The organism is Candidatus Dormiibacterota bacterium (assembly GCA_035635555.1).
Taxonomy (GTDB): Bacteria; Acidobacteriota; Polarisedimenticolia; order Gp22-AA2; family Gp22-AA2; genus Gp22-AA3.
In genome coordinates this window covers 21,409-41,382 of sequence record DASQAT010000028.1, presented here as the reverse complement: position 1 = coordinate 41,382, position 19,974 = coordinate 21,409, and the positions used below count along the sequence as shown (strand labels likewise).

Genomic DNA, 19,974 nt, shown 5'->3' with positions numbered 1-19,974 from the left:
TCATCATACTATGGGGCGCGAGCCATGCTAGGCTTGAAGCATGTTCGGATCTTCGGACGATTCCCCGCCACGCAGGCTGCGGACCGGACTTGCCGCAGGGATGCTGTGCGCTGCCGTGCTCGGCTGCAATTCCGGTCACCTGCGCCCCCGCGCCGCCGACGAGAAGGACCGCACCGTGATGTCCCAGGCGCTGCCCCGGATGGATGGCAGCCATCTCGGCGTCACGGTGGTGGAGGTCACGTACGGACCCGGCGGGTCCTCCCCCCCTCACAGTCATCCCTGCCCGGTGATCGGCTATGTCGTCGAAGGGGCTTACCGGACGCAGGTGAAGGGTCAGCCCGAAGCGATCTACCGGGCCGGCGAGAGCTTCTATGAAGACCCCAACGGCATTCATCTGATCTCCGCCAATGCCAGCGACAGGGAGCCGGTCCGGTTCATCGCTTCCTTCACCTGCGACCAGGAGGCGCCGCTCAGCGTCGATGTGCCGGAAGTCGAATCCGGTCGAGGTGGGCCGCCATGACTGAAACGGCTCTGGTGCTGGGCCTAATCCTCTCGGCCTCGGCGCTCCAGGCAGGAGCGGCCGAAGAGCCGCCGGCGACGGGGAGCCGGACTACGCTCGTGCTCCAGGATCTCGAAGGCCGCACGCGCGACCTCAAAGACCTCGAGGGCAGGATCGTGGTGGTGAACTTCTGGGCGACGTGGTGCATCCCCTGCCGCAAGGAGATGCCGGTCTTCGTCAGGCTGCAGGAGCACCGGGCGGCCGAGGGGGTGCAGGTGATCGGCGCGTCCGCGGATGAGGCAGGGAATGAACGCGCAGTCCAAGCGTTCGTTCAGGAGCAGCGCATCCATTTCCCGATCTGGATCGGCGCGACAACGGTCGACATGCAACGCCTGGGACTCGGCACGGCTCTGCCGGCGACGGCGATCATCGACCGCGACGGCACCGTGGTCGCGCGTGCGCCCGGCATCATCGACGAGGCGGGACTCAATCGGTGGATCGACTGGCTGCTCGGGGACAGATCGGCTCCCGCGCCCTCCCCACCGGTCGGAGTGCCGATCCCGCCCGCCGCCACCGGCGGCCACGAACACGATCATCACCACGGCGCGGGGGTCGGGCTGGACGGACCGTCTCTCGTCCCCAGCTGACCTCTCTGACCCGGCGAAGGCCGGGCGGTCCGGGGGACCGCCGAATCGCTCGAAGAGAGATGGATCTTCAGCGCCCGCTGGATCAACAACCAGATCCCGCGAGCCACGTGGCGCTTCACCCTGACCTACCGGTTCCTGAGGACGTTCACCGCCGGCGTCGAGTACAACCCGAAGGCCGATGAAGTCGCGCCGCTGGCGAACTGGCTGGTGATGCAGGAGACGACTCGCCGCCCGGCGCTCATCCTGGGGACGAGCACCGATCGGATCGGCACTCCTTCGGGTCACGCCTACTACGCCACCTTCAGCAAGACTCTCAAGCCGCTCCTGCGCGTGCCGATCGCGCCGTATGCCGGGGCGGCCTATGGCACGTACGACGACCGCCTGCGGTTCATCGGCGGGGTCAACGTCGCCGTGACCGAGAGTCTGTCCGCACTCGTGACCTACAACGGTGAGCACTACAACTCGATCTTCAGTCTGTCCCGCGGCCGCTACACAGGCTCGCTCCTGTTCGTGAGCGGCGGCGACATCGGCGCGGCCTGGAACGTCACCTGGTGAACCGAGCGGGGAATCTTCCTGTTGCACGCGGTTCGTCGATGGCGTATAAACACCAACAAAATCTTCGACGACAACATGGAGGGAATCCCTCATGAAATGTGACGCGGTGACCGTCGCATTCGTCCTGCTCGTGCTGGTGGCCTTTGCCCCTCCCGTCGAGGCGGCAAAGAATCTGGCGCCCGTCGCCTGCTTCACTCCCAGCCCAGGTTACGGGGTGGAAGGGACCACCTACGCGCTCGACGCGTCGTGCACGACGGACGACAAGACACCCCTCGACCGATTGCGCTTCCGGTGGGACTTCCAGAACGACGGCGTGTGGGACACGAGCTTCTCCACGGGGAGGATCATCAATGTCCAGTACGGAGCCTTCGGCACGAAAAACATCCGGCTCGAGGTAATCGATCAGTCCAACCTGGGAGGCCAGACCACACGGAATATCCTCGAGTTCAGGACCACGGCGATCCCGAACTCGTTTGGCGAGACGAACATCGACGTCAGTCCCCTCGACCCCCAGAAACTGGCTCTGTCGGTCCACGATGTGCCCTGGCAACCTGGGCCTGATTCAGTCCCCTATCCCGCGTTCCATTCGTCGGACGGGGGCGCCCAGTGGAGCCCGGGCGTGGGGCCGGGGCCGATCTACATGGGCGACACCAACATCCGATTCGATTCCGCCGGAAACGTCCTTGTGAGCAATCTCATCGACGGGGACGTTGGCGCCGTGCGGGGAGGCCTGATCGTGGCGCGTTCGACCGATGGTGGGGCCACCTTCGCCACCCCCACGTACGCCTTCAATTCAGACACCTTGGTGCGGTTCAAGGACGGTTCCCTGAAGACCGCCTGCGCGAACTCGACCCTTCGCTTCGATTACCCGAAACTGGGCGCCGATCGAAGCTCCACCTCCCAGTACCGGGACAATCAATACGTCGTCACGAGAATGAGCGTCGACACCAACGGGGACGGGAGCTGCGATGGTGGCTGGTTCTGGGCCTTCCGCCGCTTCCCCGCCGGGGGGACCGATTGGGACCAGGCGTTCATCGCGGGAGACGACAACGCCGACCCGGCCGGCGATTTTCAGAACATCGCCGTGGCGCAGGATGGGACGGTGTACCTCGCGGGGGGCTCCTATGGTCCTCTCTGTCCGTCTGGAATCGGTATCGGTCTCCTCAAATCGACCGACGGTGGGGGCAGCTTCCCGAATCCCCTGTGTGTATTCAACCGGACTCCCACGACGATCCCGGACGAAATGTGGAGCGCCACCGATCCCGCCAACCCCTCAAGGGTGTGGATAGCGTTCGTGGCACTACAGCTGCAGCCGGTCATTCATCGAGACATCTACGTCATCAGGTCATCGGACGCCGGCGCGACCTGGAGCGCCCCGGTCCGGGTGGACGATGTTCTTCCCGACGATATCGTAGACCGGTGGAAGCCGACTCTGTCCGTCGGCGGAAACGGCCGGCTCGACATCGCCTGGTTCGACTATCGCAACTCGAGCCCGAAGACATACGGCGGCTCGTGGACTCAGCCGCTCGACGTCTATTATTCCTGGTCGGTGGACGGCGGGATCTCCTGGGCCCCGAATGTCCGCCTCACCCCTCTCGCCCCCGGGTTCGGTGTAGGGAACGACTACCTCGGTATCGCTTCCTCGGGGACGCGCGCGTATGTCGCCTATGCACAGCAGCAGGTTCCCGGGAGCAGCTGGCAGGTGTACGTGGCGACGATCGGCCACTAGCGCAATCCGATCTCCGCGCCGTTTGCGATACAATGGCGCGAGTTCGCTCGACGGAAGCGCCTCGGGGCTGGTGTCCTGCGCGGACTTCAAAGTAGAGCCCCGGTTCGCCGCAACCCCGCGCTGCTCTAGGGCCTGCGGGATGGCCTGGATTCGGGGCTCCTGAGCGCGGTGAGGCCAGGAAGATCCCGATCAGGCCCCGATGGACCAGGGGTGGCGCTCGAAATAGCCGCGACAGAGCCGCGGGATCAGGGGCCAGATGTCCGATCCCATTGAGAATCTCAAGAACCTCATCACCGGCACATCGGTCAGCCTGGCGCCGGTGGTCGCGTGGATAGTGTATGCGCTGGACGCTTGGGAAGGACGACGCGAGAAGTGGGACGAGGCCCGTCAGCATCTCAGGCAGGTGATGAACGATCTTGTGTTCATCGGACACTGGGCTCAGACCGAGTACCCGGCCGCAGGCGCTCCTTCCCCAACCTGGCGCGAGCCTCTGTGGTCGGTCAATGATTTCCCTTCCGATCACATTCACGAGTTCAACCGGGTCGCCTACCGCATGCCCGTTCCCGAGGGGCTCCGGTCAGCTATGGCCTCGCTGGAGACGGCGATCGAGCACTTCCGTGGGCTCCTTCGATCGCACCGGGATTTCGTATGGCGCGACGAGGGTCGCCAGGCGATGGCCGCGGCGAGAGATCGCGGCGCGGTACCTCCTGCGTGGTTCGATGAGCTTTTCCGGTTGAACAGGGACATCCATGTGCGAGGGATCGGCACCGCGGCCGATCAGGACGGGTTGCACTCCACGTGGAAGCGAGCGCGGGACGAGGTGCAACGGGTCATTGATAATCCTGGCAGGGTTCCCTACCCGAAGAGCCTGTGGTTGGGCCACGTCCCCGCGCTGATCCTCGCGAGTATCGGGCTGTGGTTTCTCGTCGGCTTCATCTGCGAGATATTCTATTCGTTGTCGTGGCCTCCCTGGCCCCGATAGGACTTACCTCCGCCCGCACCGCGCCCGGGGTCCCCCTGGCACCGCCGGCCAGAGTGAGCTAGATTCCGTCGCGGAGGGCCCATGTTCGACCCCGCGATCCTGCCGATTGTCCTGCCCCTCGATACCCTGGAGGAGATCACCGCCGACATCCAAAGCCTCATGCGGACCCGTCGGGAGAATAACTACATCCTCGGGCTCCGGCTGATCGAAGCGAAGGAGAAGGTCGGTCACGGGAAGTGGGAAGCCTACCTCGCCGAGAACGTCCGCATCTTCGACAAGCGCACCGCCCAGAGATGGATGAAATGGGCACGGAGGGTCCAGGCCAACGAGACCTGGCTCCCGGACCCGGACGAAAGCGACAAAGTGTCGTTTTCAGACGAGTGGTATACCCCCATCGAGGTCGTCGATGCTGCCAGAAGGGTCCTCGGCGGGCGATTCAACCTCGATCCGGCTTCCTGCACCGAGGCCAACAAGATCGTCGACGCGGAGCGATTCTTCTCCCTGCGCCCTGAGCCGGGCTCGGCTGGGATCGATGGACTGAATCAGCGCTGGGAAGCGGAGAGGATGTTTCACAACCCGCCCTGGTGCAAGGACACCGGGAGGTTCGTCGAGAAGGTCTATTCCTCCTTCCGCCAGCGCGATGGCAATGTGTACTCCGCGATCGTGATCCTCAACCGTGGCCACCTCGCCATGCCCTGGTTCGCCCCGATGCTGGCCTTCCCGATCTGCATCTTCAATCGTGATCTCCGCTACCGCACGCCCGGAGGGACGAAGCACTCTCCGAAGCAAGGCACCATCGCCGTGTGTGTTGCCCCCCAGCTATGGCGCCGATTCAAAGAGGAGTTCTCCCCCTTCGGGAGGATCGTCTGGATGGACGAGGACGAAGAGGGTCCGCCACAGTTCACGAGCGCGGATTACTATCCGGACTTCAAGTAGCTCCCGCTCCCCCTCCTGCTATCAAACCCACGCCCCAAGGTTGCTGACGATTCCGCTCGACGAACCGATCAGGTGGGGGTATGGTCCCCGACATGGACCCGAAGAGACCTCCTCTGCCGAAGGCTCGCCCAGATGAAGCGCCCCAGCCGCTGCTCACCGGCGCGGAGCTTCGCCATCACTTCAAGATGAGCGGGAGCGCCTACAAGCGCATGCTGCGGGTCGGCTTGCCCGTGGCCGCAGATCTGGGCCTCGGGAAGCACCGGCATCGAAGGCACGATTTGCAAGTTGTGGTCCGCTGGCTCAGAGATCGATCTGCTATCAGCGCGGAGGGGTGAGCGACCTTGCAAGTCCATTGTTTCCAACGATTTCGGTTGACAAGCACCCCCTCTGCGCGGTATAGTCCTAACTGAGCAGAAGACCACCCTCTAGGAGACCCGAACCCATGTCCCAAACCCGCAGCGGCCGGAGGCTTGTCCGCTCGGCCAGTTCCAAGACGCGCTCAGTGCGCCTGAGCGTGCGACCGGACGGCGCGATTTACGGCTATCTCGTCGAGCAGATCTCAAGCTCGCCCAGGCGGGAGCGGGTGATCTGCTGGCTGGGCCGATCGCCTTCCGAGTCCCGAATCCGAAGCGCGTGCAAGCAATTCAACGCGAGGCTCCCGAAGGGCCTTCGCAAGGAGAATCACGTTGAGCAATTCTAACGGCCACGTCCCCTCCCACTGGCGTGGGGATTTCAGCCAGACCTCCAGCATCCCCCGGGCGCTCGAAGTCCTCGGCGATTCCGTCCCGAAATCCTGGGCCAAGGCATCTGCTGAGGCCCACCAGGCGGAGTGGAAATGCCGCGCCACTTACCCGGATTACTTCTCGCCGACGCTGAGTCAGAACCGCGACTCCTGCGTCGGCGTCCTCGCTGAAGCTGAAGCCCGGCTCGCCAACGCTGCCACCCCAGGGCAGAAGAAGGACCTCGCCAACTTCGTCGAGAACTGCCGCCATCTCCTCGCGGCTGCGCAAGAGATCCTCGAAGCCTGTCCCGCGGAATCAGAGCGGCTGAAGATCCGCGCTGATCGGGAGCAGAGGAAATTCGCACTCTCCCGGTTGAAGGAGCAGCGCACGCAATATGAACTCCGCAAGCTGCCTGTCCCGCTGGAAGTCATCGAAGCCCTCCTCGATCTCGCCGAGACGGTGGAGGTCGACGAGAGAGAGATCGCGAAGGAGCAGCGCCAGCGTGAGTTCCTGCAGCAGGAAGCTTCCGATCTGAAGGCGAAGGCGATCGGAATCCTCGTCGACGAGATTGCCGAGCAGATCTTCAAGACCGCCCAGACGGTCAGGGCGCCCTTGGGTCCGCGTGGCGTGGCGATCTCGAAAGTCTACCCGAGAATGTCCGACCCGCGAATCATGGACGCCTTCGATCGGGCTCATTCCCTCGCCAAGGTCGCTGCCGATCTCAACGGCGCGAAGATCGATGTCGACGCGACCTTCGGGAATGTCTTGAGTCAGGAGCAGTACGCAGCTTTCAGCGCGGTCGTCTGGGCCCATTCCGCGAGTCGACGGGACCAGAAGTAACCAACCCGCGCGGCCTACGGGTCGCGCATTCAAGGAGCACTTCAAGTCATGGCTTCAATCAACGTCTCAGCAGCAAACGACGGCGACAACACGATTCTCGCCGCTCCCGGAGCAGGTCTCGCCATCGTCGTAACCAACCTCGTATTGACCGGCCAGACCACCGCCGGCAGCGCGATCCTCAAGTCCGGCTCGACGACGCACGGGACCTTCAGCCTCGGCACGTCAGGGGGAATCAGCCTCGACGGTTCTGTCGCGGCCCCGCTGTTCGCCTGCGAGCCGAATCAGGCGCTCGTGGTGAACAACAGCGCGGGTCTCGACACGAAAGGGATGATCGTCTACGGCATCAGGAACGCCTAACTCGACGAGAAGCGAGCGGGAATCCTCGCGGCCAGCAGGTGATTCCAGGGGGACTTACGGCCCCCAGTGCGGCCTGCTGGCTCTTTCGAAATCCCTGCGGACCCGTGGCGCGAACTCTACTAGGCCGTCCGCGCCTTGGGTCCTGGGGCCAGGCGCATCCAGCCCTGCCCACTCGCGTCCGTCACCCGCGAAGGGGACGAAGCCTGGCTGGGTGCGCCGAATCATGCAAGGCCGATCAGAGAGCGTCGGGGACCAGCGCTGCTCTCGCCCGCTCAGGTTGTCGGGCCCTGGGGCGCTGGTCACATCACCACAGAGGAGAAACAAATGTCTCAACGCAAGTACGCATACACCCTCTCTGCCACCTGCGGCAACACGAGAGTCACGCTCAGTACGACCAGCGACTTTGATCCAGAGAACATGGCAGCGATTCTCCAACGATTGAACGAGCTGCTGTGTCTGGTCAAGCCGTGACCGACGACATCCAGAAGCAAGCCGGCCAGATCTACATGCGCTGCCCGAGGTGCGGACTGATTCTCGGCCAGAACACCAGCGCGGAACTCTGCCCGCATGATGACCCAGCCTGCGGAGCCTGCTGCTCGAAGTACCACAGAACCGACCCTGTCCCAGAGAACATCGTCCCGTTCAAACGAAAGGAATCAAGCATCATGCCCAGCACCATCCCGACCTACGCAACTCGACTCTACCGAACGATGCTCTGCTACGTCGACGCAGCGAGGAAGTACCTCGTAAGCCTCGGTCGTGATCCCTTCGATGCCGACGAAGAGCGGCAACTCGCCAGCTATCTCGCTACCATGAAGAAGGAATCAGAGAAAGAGGATCGCCAGGAGCGTCAGGCGATCGCCCTCGCCGCGAAGCTGGTTGTGGATCTGGCCCCTGATCGGGACTACGCCGAGGCCATCGCTTCTGACGACACCATCGCTGCCAGCCTGGCGACCGATCGGGTGGTGAAGGCAACGAGGGCAGGCGCTGCTCCTCTGTCATTCCTCCCCGAGGACCCCTTCGTCGCTCGCACTTGTGCGATCCCCGATTGCGGACAAGGCTTCGTGGCGCGGCAGAAGTCGACCCGAATGCTGTGTGACCAGCACGTCGGCGATTCGACTCCGCCTGACTATAGGGAGAAGCCATGAAGCTCAGAACCATCTCCATCGTCGAAGCTGAAGTCTCCGTCCGCGCCCTTGTCGACCGCGATCTGAACGGGCTGCCCCCTTCGTTCGGCCAGCCGGCTGACTATCGGCCGAGGCTCGTCGGCTTCTATATCGATCAGACCGCAACGCTGATGGTGCAGCAGATATTCAACGACGAGGCCACATCGACTCCCCCGGACGTTCAAGCTGCCCTGGCAAGCCAGATGGTCGAATCTCTGCGGCAGCAGATCGCCCGGGCGGTGAATGGATGAGTTTGGAGAGCCAACCCGGCACTGAGGGCACTCGCTGCCGCGATTGCTCCGACCCCATCCGCGCTGGGCAGACGAGGTGCGCCAAATGCCAGCGAGCGTTCGAAGCCCGGGAGAAGCTCAAGGGGGTCGTGATCCGCAAGGCCCCATCTGATCACGGCCCGGATTAGATAGAAGGAGAGTCGAAGTTAACCCGAAGCGAAGTGCCCCTCCTGGCGGAGCCCCGCGCTGCCGCTGGAGGGGAGGAGGATGAAAGTGAGCGCCCAGCAGCCGAAGCCCTCCCCACAACCCCCGACTATCCTCGACGCCTTCCCTCTGACCGCGAAGGAACTCGTCGACCTCCGCCAAGGCATCCCGATCATCCGGAAGGGACAATGAGCGAGACACCGAAGCCGCAGCCCCCGACCGAAGCTGAGTTCCAGAACCTCCTCGCCGAATCCCAGGTCGCTGCGGATACGAGGAAGATCGTCGAGACCCGAGCGCGGCTTGTCAAGCTTCAGCACATCCTCAAGAAGGCGAAGAAGCTCGATCCCGACGAGCGGGTCAAGATGGAAGCCCAGGTCCTCGCGGACCAGATGCTTCTCGCCGCTCTCGCTCCGCCACCTCCCGAGGAGGGTCCTGATCCGCTCAGCATCCCCTCCGGCCCGCCGATCTCCCGGGAGGACATCAAGAAGCTGCGCGCTGCATTCTCCCGACACCTTCGTATCAGCGACTTCGACTGGATCGAGATCGTCCTCGCGAGTTACCTCAGCATCGCCCTGGTCGACGAGCAGCCGGTGTGTCTCATGATCGTGGGAGCCTCCTCGGCGGGGAAGACCGAAGTCGTGGAGTCGCTGGATGGTCATCCGAAGTCCCCGAGGGTTCACATCGCGTCGGTGATCACCCCGAACGCGCTGCTCTCGGCCAAGCAGACCTCCGATGGTGGCGGGATCGATCCGCAGAACAGTCTCCTCCTGCGGAAGCCGACGATCTTCGTCCTGATCGTGAAGGACCTGACCACCACCCTCACAAAGCAGAAGAACCAAGTCGCCGATCTGCTGGGGAACCTCCGCGAGATCGCCGATGGATCGTTCAAGAAAGACAGCGGCGTCGGGCTGATTGAGTGGAAGGGGCGCCTGGGGATGCTCCTCGCCGTCACCGACGTCATCGATCGCCACCAAGACAGCCTCGCTCAACTTGGCCCGCGGTTCCTGCTCGTTCGCATTCAAGACCAAGCCGATCTCGACAAGGTCCGCAGCATCATCGCCAACCACGGCCACCAGACCGAGCGGAAGACGGCGCTTCATGGTGCCGTGGGGGAGTTCCTCTGCCACACGTTCCGCTCCGCCATCGACATCGCGCTCTCGAAGGAGTTCGAGATGCCTCTTGCCTCGCTGGCGGTCTGGCTCGCGACGGCCCGCACTGTTCCGAGCCGGCATGCGATCGGCAAGATCGGCTCCGTTCAGGCAGAGCAGCCCTATCGTCTCGCGATCGGCCTCACCACGCTGATCAAATGCCTCGCTTCAATCCGCGGCCATGAAGCTGTCGAAGCCGATGACTTCCAGACCGTCGCCCGGGTCGCGCTGGACACGATGAATCCTCCTCGGCGAGCCGTCCTCGGCGCGGTGAAGCTGCTTCACGACAACGGGGCCGGCGCTCTCACGTCCGAGATCGCTACCGCTGCTGGAGTGAAGGTCGCCACGACTCAGGACTACCTCTACGGCTTCGCCAAGATCAGTGGGGCGCTGGTCGAGAAGGTCCCCGACGACGAAGGCGGTTTCACCCGCTGGCGCCTGACCGACCTCGCGCTGAGCATCTACTCCGCCATCCGCGATGTGTCCTCCAACCACAACTACTCACGGCAAAGTTCATGAGGCACGGGTAGGGGGAAGGGCCTGTGTGAGAGGGGGGGTGCATGACCCTTGTGAACTTTGCCGTGACCTACCTGGCTCGCTGCGCTCGATCGCAGAATCCCCCGCCAGGTGGGCGCGCGCTCAATCTCCCCCTCGCACAACTTGCAAGCTGCAGAGCCCGCCCCTGGCCACTTGATATCAAGCCCGATCGCACTGCTAGTCCGTTCTGCATCTGGCGCATCGTGCGGAGCGAGCGAGAGATGCGCATGGAAGCCACGGTGCGTGCGGCTCTTACGCGGCTCAGCCAGGGGAAGGCGGAGGCCCGGAGATCTGTCAAACCGAACGCGAGCGCGGAGCTGGCAGGGGACCCGTGTGAATATTTCCACCACCTTCAGCGTGACGAAAGGCGTGACATCCCGCGCGTCACGCTGTCACGCTTCATAGCAGGAGAATGCAATGCCCAGCAGTCGTAGCAGAAGGAAGAAAGCCGATCGTGAGCCCACCAGCAGGGCGGAGCGGCGCCTGAAGGGGCTGAAGAAGGGCCAGCGCCTTCGCAGCAACAGGCAGGCGCTTCTGGCCCGACAGAGGCAGAGGGCCCGGAGGGAGAGGCTGAAGCAGCAGGCGGAGCAGAAGCAGAAGCCGCGGGAGAGGCTTCTGGGGCAGGAGCAGCCTCCTCTGCCGGCTGATCCCTGCGGCTCTGATTACGGCAGCCGGATCGGATTCACCCAAGAGAAGGGCATCCCGACTGATGACGAGCCCCTGAGCAAGAAGAAGCGAGTCCGTGCGCCCAGGCTCAGGAGGGCGCTTCTAGTCGAGCCCGGGAGCAGCCGGCCCAGGGGTCCGCTCAGAGGGGGCGAGAGCGCGGAGTCCTGGCGAAGCAACGATGAGTACCGGCCGGCTAGCCCGGGTGATCTGGTGGACTCATGGTGGGATTTCTGATCTTCACCCTGGACTAAAGCCGCAGAAGGAGCGTCAATTGGTGCGACCCCGCGCCCACCACGGGCTACCGGGGATCGAGGAGCAAGGCGATGAGCAGCAAGACGAAGGGGAACGGCAAGCCGAAGACGGAGCGTGTGCAGGTGGTCTTCAAGATCGATCCCGCGGTGAAGACTCTGCTCTCGAAGACAGCAAAGGACCTGGGCATCAGCATGAACCGCGCGGCTGAATCGCGCCTGGCGACAGGCAAGTGGCCGAGGAAGGCGGTGCAGGGATGAGAGCCCCTTTCCAAAGGCCCGGCTCACCTCGCTGGTGCTTCGAGTTCCGCCGCAACGGGAAGCGCTACTGCGGCAGCGCGGACTCGAAGCAAGAAGCCGCGACCGCGATGAAGGCAAAGCGGGTCGAGGTCTTCAAAGACGAGGTCTACGAGTCAACGCATGGCCATCGCCCGTTCAAGCCGACCCCGATGACGTTCGGCGAGTACGCGGACTACTACTTCCGGACCTTCTGCGCGAATAAGAAGTCCGCGCGGAGGGATCGGGAGATCCTCGACGCCCTGAAGAAGCGCTGGAAGATCAACCTCTCCGCCATCACGACCCAGATGCTCGTCGACTTCAAGGCCGAGAGAGAAACCGAGAGGCAGCCAGCAACGGTCCTGCAGGAGGTTCAGGTGATCAAGCGACTCTTCAAGAAAGCCGTCGCGCTGCACAAGCTGCAGGAGAACCCCGCGCTCAACATCGAGCGGCCCGAGGTCCACAACGAGCGCGTGAAGCACCTGAGCGTCGACGAGATGAAGGCACTGATGTCGGCGTGTCCGGACTGGGTGCGGCCGGTCGTGACCTTCGCTCGCTTCACGGGAGCACGTCAGGGGGAGATCTTCAAGCTGACCTGGCGGGACATCGACTTCAAGCGCGGTATCATCACCTTCCGCGATGCGAAGAACGGCTGCACCGGCACCGTCGAGATGAACGCAACGACTCGCTCCCTGCTAGAGGGTCTCCCCCGCCCGATCAACCCTTCCCTCCCAGTCTTCAGCGTCGACCGCCAGAAGCTCCGCTATCGCTTCGACCTCGCCGTCGAAGCCGCCGGCCTGAAGCGCCCCTGCGCGTGCCTCGCGGCCAACGAAGGCAAGCCCGACCGCTCCTGCTCGACCTGCGGCGGGAAGGGGGTCGATAAGTTCAAGTTCCACGATCTCCGGCACCAGGCCGCGACCGAACTGCTCGACCGGGGCGCGACCCTCAACGACGTGCGGGACTTCCTGCGGCACAAGACCCTGGCCATGACCTTGCGCTATGGCCATCTCCTGAAAGGCCGTCGCGCCAGCACAGCCGCGCTGCTCGATCAACCCGCGCCGGAGGGCGAAGGAGCCGCGACAGAGCCGCAGTCAGATCGCGGAGATCGCGAGAGCCGCTGACGGGAGCGCCGACAACCCCTCGTCTTCTGCTACACTTGGCCGGTTGCGGAAGCGCCTCGGGGCTGGTGTCCTGCGCGGACTTCAAATCCGTTGGGAGCCGGGGGAACCCGGCTCCGGTGGGTTCGATTCCCACACGCTTCCGCCAAGTCCTCCGCTCTTCCACTCTCTCGAGGAGGGTCCATGAAGAAGGTCGTCCTTCTGATCGTGGTGCTCGTGGGCATCTGGCTCGGCGTGAACTACGTCAGGACGGGACAGTTTTCTTTGATGCCGACCACCCTGAGCACCGATGAGCAGCACGTCCGGGATCTCGAGCAGCAGATCACGGCCATCAACGACCAGATGTCGCAGGCCGGTCGGGCCGCCGGCATGACGGGGATGGACACGACCCAGGACGTCTCGGCCCTGATGGTCAAGAAAGAGAAGCTGGAGAAGGAGCTCGTGGAGGCCAAGAAGAAGCTCCTGCACTAGAACGCGTCGAGCTCCCACAATCGGCACTCGTCTTCGCTCTTGAGCTCCGGGAGCGGTGTCAGGGGGTCGAGCGTCCGCAGCATCGGCACCCTCCCCTTCCTGCTCCGATCCGAGGTCGGGTAGAGCGGCCGCACGGTCAGGATCCCGGGCATGCACCATCCCTCGATCCGCTGCAGCCGCGCGCCGCGCGCCCAGGCGAGAACGCTCCAGAAGAGGTCGGTCAGAAGGTCCTCCGCCCCCCGGCGCGCGCCGTGCTCGCGCCAGCGCAGGGTCGGGCGTCCTGCGCCGAGCAGGACGTAGGCGTCCACGCGGCCGCTCCTCTCGATCACGAAGAACGGCGCGTCCTGCGCGGGGAGAATCCGTTCCCAGGTCTCCGCACTCCGATCGATCCGCAGGCGCTGCCGCGCGATCGTCTCCGCATGGATCGCCGCGACCTCCTCGAGGTCGTCCGGCCGCCAGGGCCGCAGCCCCGGAACGAACCGAAGCGGATCCTCCCCTGCCCGCAGCCACTCCGGCTCCTTCGGCCACTGCACCGGCAGCACCGTCCGGCAGGCCGCCTCGCTGCAGGGCAGGGGCTGAAAACCATCCAGTGCCCCGGTCCCCCCGGATTCGGAGGTGAGCGCCAGGGCCAGCGAGTGACCGCCGACCCGGGCCGCCTCGAGCGCGGCGGCCACGAGATCCCCCACTTCTCCTGCTCCGCCGGATCCACGGACGAGGCTCGGCACGTCCAGCCGGGCGATCCGCACGCGCCGACCGTCGAGGCTCCCGTCGAGCGACACCATCTTGAGGGGACCGATCGGCTTCCCCGAACCGTCGCGGCCGGCGTCTCCCGGGGGCACGTTTCTAGAGAGGGTAGGTGAACGAGACGTCGACCGGGACGTCGTCGATTTTCTTCAGGGCGTCGCGGACGGCGGGGTCGAGGTCGCCGTTCTTCTTGAGGAGGGCCCCGGCACGGGCGTAGTCGCCTGTCCCCTCGATCTCGAGCAGCTCCTTCGCGAGGGCGGTGATCGCCGGGTCGAATTTCTTCGCGTCGATCGAGAACTCCCCCTTCTTGCGGTCGAGCTCGATCCCGCCGGCGCCCAGGAGGTAGCTGAGCTGCAGGGCGTTCGCCCGGCCGTGGGCGTCCTCGGTGCCGAAGCGGACCGAGCGAAAGATCCCGGCCAGGTAGGTGGCGCGGTTCTCCTCGGCCTCGTCGTCCGAGAAGATTTCCTGCGCCACGAGGTACCTCATGTTGAAGAACCCGACGACGTCCGCCTTGGCCTCCTCGATGGCGGAGTAGCGCTCCATGAGGGCCTTGCGCACGGTCAGGTCCTTCTTGCCGACCACGTAGTCGACCCCCAGCGTGTGCGACAGCTCGTGCAGAAGGACGTTCGTGACGAACGCCTCCCGGGTCACGAGCGGCGCGTCCTTCCTGGTCAGGAGCGCCTTCGCGATCGGCTGCAGGATCGTGTCGAACTTCGCCTCCAGCACGTTCTTGTAGATCTGCTTCTTCGCCCCCTTCTCCTGCAGGATCCTCTCGTCGTTCGGCAGCGACGCGGCCACCGTCTTGATCCCGGCGTTGAAGTCCCCGGAGAAGCGCACGACGTTGACCACCTCCAGCACGTTGCCGCTGCCGGTGTTCGACTGCCTGAAACGCTCCTCGACCGGCAGCGCCTTCGCCATTCCGTCCATGTTCTGCCTGTAGACCTCGAGCGAACGGCTCTCCTTCGCGTCCTTGACGAGGGCCGCCCCCTCGTACGACGCCTTGAGGCCCAGGAGCGTGTCGTCGTACGTCTCGATCGGCCCGATGACGACGTCCAGGGCGTTGTCCTTCACGTCGAGCCACGCGACGTCCGAGGCGTAGTAGTCGCCGCGCAGGAGCGCCTCGGACCGCAGCGACAGGTAACGCCTGAGGCTGGGGCTCGCGACGAGGGCCGCCGCCTCCGCCAGGCTTCTGGACGCCGTCGCCAGCTGGTCCAGGTAGATCGTCTCGTACGGGATGGCGACGAGCGTGCCGTCCACGCGGCGGATCAGCGTGTCGGACTTCTCGAAGGCGTCCTTGATCTCGGGGAACCGCCGCACCCGCTCCTGGAACTCCTCCTTGGTCATGTCCTCGGGGTAGAAGCCCGCGCAGGGCAGGCGCGGACCATCCACCGAGCCGACCGCGATGAAGCGGTCATTGCCGTTGCGGATGTCGAACGGCCCGTAGTTGATCAGGATGAAGTCCCGGTACAGCTTGTCGATCGGGTCGGCGGCCGAGTCGAACGCCCGGCGGGCCTCGAGGGCCTGACGGCCCATCTGCCTCCAGTAGATCTCGTCGATCGCTCCGACCGCCGCCACGATCTTGCCGAGCGCCTCCCGATCCCGGGGACCGAGGCCGGTCAGGTCCGCCTGGAGCTTGATCGGGGCGTACACCTTGAGGCGGGCGCGGATGTCCCCCTCGTCCTTCCCTGGCGCCGGCGCGGCGCGCGGCGGCGCCGCCCCTGCGACCACGCCTAAAAGGACCGACAGGACGACCGCCGCTGGTTTCATCAGGCCTCCATTCGTATCAGGACGCGCTCGACCATTTTGACACAGGTGGCGCCGGGACCTATATTGCGGCGAGGGGTCGGTCCGCCCCTGCGACGGCCCCGGGAGACATGATGGAGTCCCACCCCCACACCCTCATGGACGGCACCGACCGGGCCGCCGTGTCCGCCCGCGGCCGCCTGTCCCGCTTGATGGACCGCCTCCTGGGCCGGCGCCGCACCTACGTCGTCGACCCGTCCTACCAGGTGCGCTCGGCGATCATCGCGGTCCTCGGGATGGCCTTCCTCCTGGTCTTCGCCGGGGCCCTGTTTCATCTGCTGAGCGTCGAAAACGCCCGCATCCTGGCGCAATCCGGCCCCACGCTCGTCGCCGCGAAGGCGTCGGGAGAGATGCGATCGGTCCTCTACCTGGTCGCCGTCGGGCTGTTCTTCGTCGCCGCGGTGTTCGCCATCGAGATCCTCGAGACCCACAAGACGGCGGGGGTCGTGTACAAGGTGATGCGCGGCCTGCGCGAGCTCGAGGGAGGGCGCTGGGGCGCCCGCGTCACCCTGCGCAAGCACGACAACTTCAAGGAGATGGAGGAGGCCTTCAACTCCGCTACGCGCGCGCTGCGCGACGAGTGCGACCAGGACCTCCGCTCCCTCCAGGGGGTCGAGGGCCAGGTGCGCCTGATCGCCCGCGAGTTCGAATCGGGCAACCGCGAGGGGGCGCTCGTGCTCCTCAGGCAGGTCGCCGGCGAGCTGCAGTCGCTGCGCGAGCGCAAGCGCAACCTCATGGACGCAGCCCCCACCGGGCCCCGCGAGCGAAAAGACGGTTGACAACGACGGTCCGCTGCGGTACTAAGTAGGGCCGATGACTGACCACAAGAGCCGGGGCTTTTGTGGCTTTTTTTTGTCCGGTGAGGAGGGTCCGCCGTGGCCAAGGGCAAGGTGAAGTGGTTCAACAACAGCAAGGGATACGGTTTCATCACGCAGGAGGACGGCACGGACATCTTCGTCCACTTCTCCGCCATCCAGGGTGATGGCTACAAGACGCTGGAAGAGGGGCAGGCGGTCGAGTTCGAGACCACCCAGGGACCCAAAGGGCTGCAGGCGGCCAACGTCAGCAAGGTCTGAACCACCCGGCGGCCCGGCCTGCCGGTCGTTGCGTGTGGTACGATCCGTCGCCCATGCTTCGCAGGCCGGCCGCCGGTTTGTCCCCCCTCCCCTCTGTCCTCCTCGGCGCCCTGCTGGCGCTTTGCGGCGCCCAGGGCTGCGGCGCTTCGAATCCCGCCGCGACCATCGAAGAGGCGCGGCGGTTGCGCGACAGCGGGCGCCCCGCGGATGCGGCGGCTCTGCTCGCAGACCTCGTGAAGCGCTCTCCGCGCGATTTCAAGGCGCGCTACGAGCTCGCGCTGGCCTGGCACGCGGCCAGGAACGAAGAGAATGCTCTCGCCGAGGCCGCCAGCGCCATCGAGATCGATCCCGCCTCCCCTGACGCCCGGCTGCTGCGCGCCGACGTCCTGGTGGCGCTGAAACGGGACGACGAGGCGCTCCCGGAGCTGCGCCAGGTCGTCGCCACCGACCCGTCGCGCCCCGGCGTCCATCGCCGGATCGGCGAGATTCACGCCCGCGCCGGCCGAGTCGAGCAGATGCTCAACCAGATGGAGAAGGAGCTGGCGGTCAATCCGCGGGACGCCGGGACGCTGACCGAGATCGGCATCCACTCTTTCCAGTCCGGACGTCTGGACGAGGCCTCGGAGCGGCTCGAGCGGGCGGTGTCGCTGCTGCCGGATCTGGCGCGTGCGCTGCAGTACCTGGGGGAGGTGCGCATCAGGCAGAAGCGGTACAGCGAGGGGCTGGATCTGCAGAAGCGCGCCCTGGCCGACGACCCCGGGAACGCGCAGCTCGTCGTGAACCATGCCGCCGCGCTCGACAGCTACGGCGATCCGCGCGACGCCGAGACGGTCCTGAAGGCGGCCCTCGACCGTGGTCTCCGCGATCCGCGCATCTACGTCCAGCTGGGCAAGCACGAGCGCGAGTGGCTGCGGTTCGACGACGCGGCGGCCGCCCTGAAGCGCGCCCTCGAGATCGCCCCGGGGAACGCCGAGGCCCATTTCTACCTGGGGAGGACCTACGACACCCAGGGCCGCGACGACGAGGCGCTGCACGAGTTCGAAGAGGCGGTCCGTCTGGCCCCCTTCGATCCGTACGCCCACTACTCCATCGGAATGATCCTCGCCGCCCGCGGCAAGACGAATGAGGCGATCGCCCGCTTCCGCCGCTCCGTCGAGCTCAAGGCCGACAACCCCAAGGCGCACTACGCGCTGGCCCGGTCCCTGCGGAAGATCGGGCGCAAGGAGGAGGCCGAGCGCGAGCTCGCGGTGCATGGCGAGCTTCTCAAGAAGCAGCGTGAGAGCAAGCATGAGGGCGTTGCGACCGCCGACTGAAAGCCGCCTGGCGGCAGGCGCCGGCACGCTCCTTCTGGCCGCGCTGGCCGCAGGGTCCTGCGCGCGCCCGGCCGCGGCCGCGGGGACGCCCGCCCCTTCCTCCGTCCGCTTCGCCAACATGGCACCTGCCGCGGGTCTGACGCTCCAGAACGTCAGCGGCGAGGTCCGCAAGACCACCATCGACGAGACGGTCGGCAACGGCGTCTGCCTGTACGACGTGGACGACGACGGGAAGATCGACGTCTTCCTCCCCAACGGCTCGCGGACCCGCCCGTTCCCGGCCGGCCAGGAGCCGCGCTCCGCTCTGTATCGCAACAAGGGAGACGGGACGTTCGAAGACATCACCGCCAGGGCGGGGGTCGCCGCACCGGGCTACTGGGCCCAGGGGTGCGTGTTCGGCGACTACGACGACGACGGCAAGGTCGACCTGTTCGTGACCGGCTTCGGGCGGTACATCCTGTACCACGGTCTTGGGGGGGGACGATTCAAGGACGTCACCGCGTCCTCGGGGCTGAAGGGGCGAGGCTGGAGCACGGGCGCCGCCTTCGGGGACTACGACGGCGACGGACGACTCGACCTGTACGTGTCCCACTATCTCGATTACGACGCGTCGAGCCCGCCGCTTCCGCGTCCCGGCTCCCTGAAGAACTGCTCCTACAAGGGGGCTCCGGTCATCTGCGGGCCGGGAGGGCTCGAGCCCTCCATCGGCCACCTGTTCCACAACGACGGGAACGGCGTGTTCCGCGACGTGACGCGCGGCTCGGGCCTGGTGACCGTGCCGACCGGCTACGGACTCGGCGCCGTCTGGTCGGATCTCGATCTCGACGGGGACCTCGACCTGTTCGTCGCCAACGACACGACGCCCAACTGGCTGTACCGCAACGACGGCCACGGGCGCTTCACCGAGATCGGCGCCGTCTCGGGCGCCGGCTACACCGAGGAAGGCCGGACGCAGTCCGGCATGGGCGTGGACGCGGGCGACTACGACAACGACGGTCTGCTCGATCTCATCGTCACCAACTTCTCGCACGACTACTCCACCCTGAGGCACAACGACGGATCGCTGACGTTCACGGACGTGTCGATGGCCTCCGGAATCGGACTGGCGACCCTGCCGACCCTCGGCTGGGGCGTCGGCTTCCTGGACTACGACAACGACGGCCGGCGCGACATCTTCATCGCCAACGGGCACGTCTTTCCCAACATCGACGACCGGCACCTGGGAACCACCTGGAAGCAGCACAACCAGCTGTTCCACAACGAGGGGGACGGCCGGTTCCGCGAGGTGACGAACGAGGCGGGGCCGGGGTTCCAGGAGCTGCACAGCGCACGCGGGGCGGCGTTCGGGGACCTCGACGATGACGGCGACATCGACATCGTCGTCAACAACATCGACGAGCCGCCCTCCCTCCTGCGAAACGACGGCGGCAACGCCGGCCACTGGATCGGCTTCCGTCTCATCGGCGGCCCGCGCAACCGCGGCGCCGTGGGCGCGCGCGTCGTGGTCCGCGCCGGATCCCTGCGGCAGGTGGAGGAGATCCACGCCGGCTCGTCGCACAACTCCTCGAACGACCCGCGCCTGCACTTCGGGCTCGGGGCCTCGACGAGCGTCGAACGCGTCGAGATCAGGTGGCCGCGCGGGCCGGTGCAGGTCCTGACCGGGCTGGCGATAGACCGCTACCACACCGTGCGCGAGCCTTGAGGCGC

General features: G+C 65.6%; 21 protein-coding genes and 1 tRNA gene. 20 read left to right on the top strand and 2 right to left on the bottom strand.

Features of this window, described 5'->3' with window-relative positions:
• Positions 1–40: 40 nt before the first annotated feature.
• From VEW47_07150 to VEW47_07075, 16 genes are all read left to right on the top strand, one after another.
• Positions 41–520, top strand: coding sequence for a cupin domain-containing protein (locus VEW47_07150; GenBank protein HYS04955.1), 480 nt, complete (start codon positions 41–43; stop codon positions 518–520).
• Positions 517–1,146, top strand: coding sequence for a TlpA disulfide reductase family protein (locus tag VEW47_07145; GenBank protein HYS04954.1), 630 nt, complete (start codon positions 517–519; stop codon positions 1,144–1,146). The genes VEW47_07150 and VEW47_07145 overlap by 4 nt, the downstream gene beginning before the upstream one ends.
• Before the next feature lie 210 nt (positions 1,147–1,356).
• Positions 1,357–1,701, top strand: coding sequence for a hypothetical protein (locus tag VEW47_07140; GenBank protein HYS04953.1), 345 nt, complete (start codon positions 1,357–1,359; stop codon positions 1,699–1,701).
• 91 nt (positions 1,702–1,792) lie between these two features.
• Positions 1,793–3,430, top strand: coding sequence for a sialidase family protein (locus VEW47_07135; GenBank protein ID HYS04952.1), 1,638 nt, complete (start codon positions 1,793–1,795; stop codon positions 3,428–3,430).
• Positions 3,431–3,686: 256 nt separating this feature from the next.
• Positions 3,687–4,412 (top strand): hypothetical protein, encoded by a 726-nt coding sequence (locus VEW47_07130; GenBank protein HYS04951.1) that lies wholly within the window; start codon positions 3,687–3,689, stop codon positions 4,410–4,412.
• An 81-nt stretch (positions 4,413–4,493) separates the two neighbouring features.
• Positions 4,494–5,348, top strand: coding sequence for a DUF3102 domain-containing protein (locus tag VEW47_07125; protein HYS04950.1), 855 nt, complete (start codon positions 4,494–4,496; stop codon positions 5,346–5,348).
• A 686-nt stretch (positions 5,349–6,034) separates the two neighbouring features.
• Entirely contained in the window at positions 6,035–6,910 is an 876-nt protein-coding gene (locus VEW47_07120; protein HYS04949.1) for a hypothetical protein, read from the top strand.
• A gap of 48 nt (positions 6,911–6,958) precedes the next feature.
• Entirely contained in the window at positions 6,959–7,267 is a 309-nt protein-coding gene (locus VEW47_07115) for a hypothetical protein (protein HYS04948.1), read from the top strand.
• A gap of 467 nt (positions 7,268–7,734) precedes the next feature.
• Positions 7,735–8,415 carry a hypothetical protein gene (locus tag VEW47_07110; GenBank protein ID HYS04947.1) on the top strand — a complete coding sequence of 227 codons (681 nt, stop codon included), beginning with the start codon at positions 7,735–7,737 and terminating at the stop codon, positions 8,413–8,415.
• Positions 8,412–8,684, top strand: a complete 273-nt coding sequence (locus tag VEW47_07105; protein HYS04946.1) for a hypothetical protein — start codon at positions 8,412–8,414, stop codon at positions 8,682–8,684. Before VEW47_07110 ends, VEW47_07105 begins: the two co-directional genes overlap by 4 nt.
• A 200-nt stretch (positions 8,685–8,884) precedes the next feature.
• Positions 8,885–10,534, top strand: coding sequence for a hypothetical protein (locus VEW47_07100; protein ID HYS04945.1), 1,650 nt, complete (start codon positions 8,885–8,887; stop codon positions 10,532–10,534).
• Between the two features lie 435 nt (positions 10,535–10,969).
• Entirely contained in the window at positions 10,970–11,452 is a 483-nt protein-coding gene (locus VEW47_07095; protein HYS04944.1) for a hypothetical protein, read from the top strand.
• An 89-nt stretch (positions 11,453–11,541) separates the two neighbouring features.
• Positions 11,542–11,727, top strand: coding sequence for a hypothetical protein (locus tag VEW47_07090; GenBank protein HYS04943.1), 186 nt, complete (start codon positions 11,542–11,544; stop codon positions 11,725–11,727).
• A gap of 107 nt (positions 11,728–11,834) precedes the next feature.
• The gene (locus VEW47_07085) at positions 11,835–12,863 is read left to right on the top strand and encodes a site-specific integrase (GenBank protein HYS04942.1); all 1,029 of its coding nucleotides are present in this window, start codon (positions 11,835–11,837) and stop codon (positions 12,861–12,863) included.
• A 47-nt stretch (positions 12,864–12,910) separates the two neighbouring features.
• Positions 12,911–13,008, top strand: a tRNA-Sec gene (locus tag VEW47_07080).
• Positions 13,009–13,043: 35 nt separating this feature from the next.
• Complete coding sequence (locus VEW47_07075; GenBank protein ID HYS04941.1) at positions 13,044–13,331, top strand: hypothetical protein; 288 nt, start codon at positions 13,044–13,046, stop codon at positions 13,329–13,331.
• Here VEW47_07075 and VEW47_07070 read toward each other — a convergent pair.
• On the bottom strand, positions 13,328–14,170 hold the full coding sequence (locus tag VEW47_07070; protein ID HYS04940.1) for a hypothetical protein: 843 nt from the start codon (positions 14,168–14,170) through the stop codon (positions 13,328–13,330). The genes VEW47_07075 and VEW47_07070 overlap by 4 nt on opposite strands.
• A gap of 4 nt (positions 14,171–14,174) precedes the next feature.
• Positions 14,175–15,842, bottom strand: coding sequence for a hypothetical protein (locus VEW47_07065; protein ID HYS04939.1), 1,668 nt, complete (start codon positions 15,840–15,842; stop codon positions 14,175–14,177).
• A gap of 110 nt (positions 15,843–15,952) precedes the next feature.
• On the opposite strand from VEW47_07065, the gene VEW47_07060 reads away from it, so the two are divergent.
• The 4 genes from VEW47_07060 (at position 15,953) to VEW47_07045 (ending at position 19,969) form a co-directional block, all read left to right on the top strand.
• Positions 15,953–16,657: a hypothetical protein gene (locus tag VEW47_07060; GenBank protein ID HYS04938.1), complete on the top strand. Its 705-nt coding sequence runs from the start codon at positions 15,953–15,955 to the stop codon at positions 16,655–16,657.
• A 96-nt stretch (positions 16,658–16,753) separates the two neighbouring features.
• A complete protein-coding gene (locus VEW47_07055) occupies positions 16,754–16,954 on the top strand; it encodes a cold-shock protein (GenBank protein ID HYS04937.1) in 201 nt (66 codons plus the stop codon).
• Positions 16,955–17,007: 53 nt separating this feature from the next.
• A complete protein-coding gene (locus VEW47_07050) occupies positions 17,008–18,267 on the top strand; it encodes a tetratricopeptide repeat protein (GenBank protein HYS04936.1) in 1,260 nt (419 codons plus the stop codon).
• Entirely contained in the window at positions 18,242–19,969 is a 1,728-nt protein-coding gene (locus tag VEW47_07045; protein HYS04935.1) for a CRTAC1 family protein, read from the top strand. Before VEW47_07050 ends, VEW47_07045 begins: the two co-directional genes overlap by 26 nt.
• Positions 19,970–19,974: the final 5 nt, after the last annotated feature.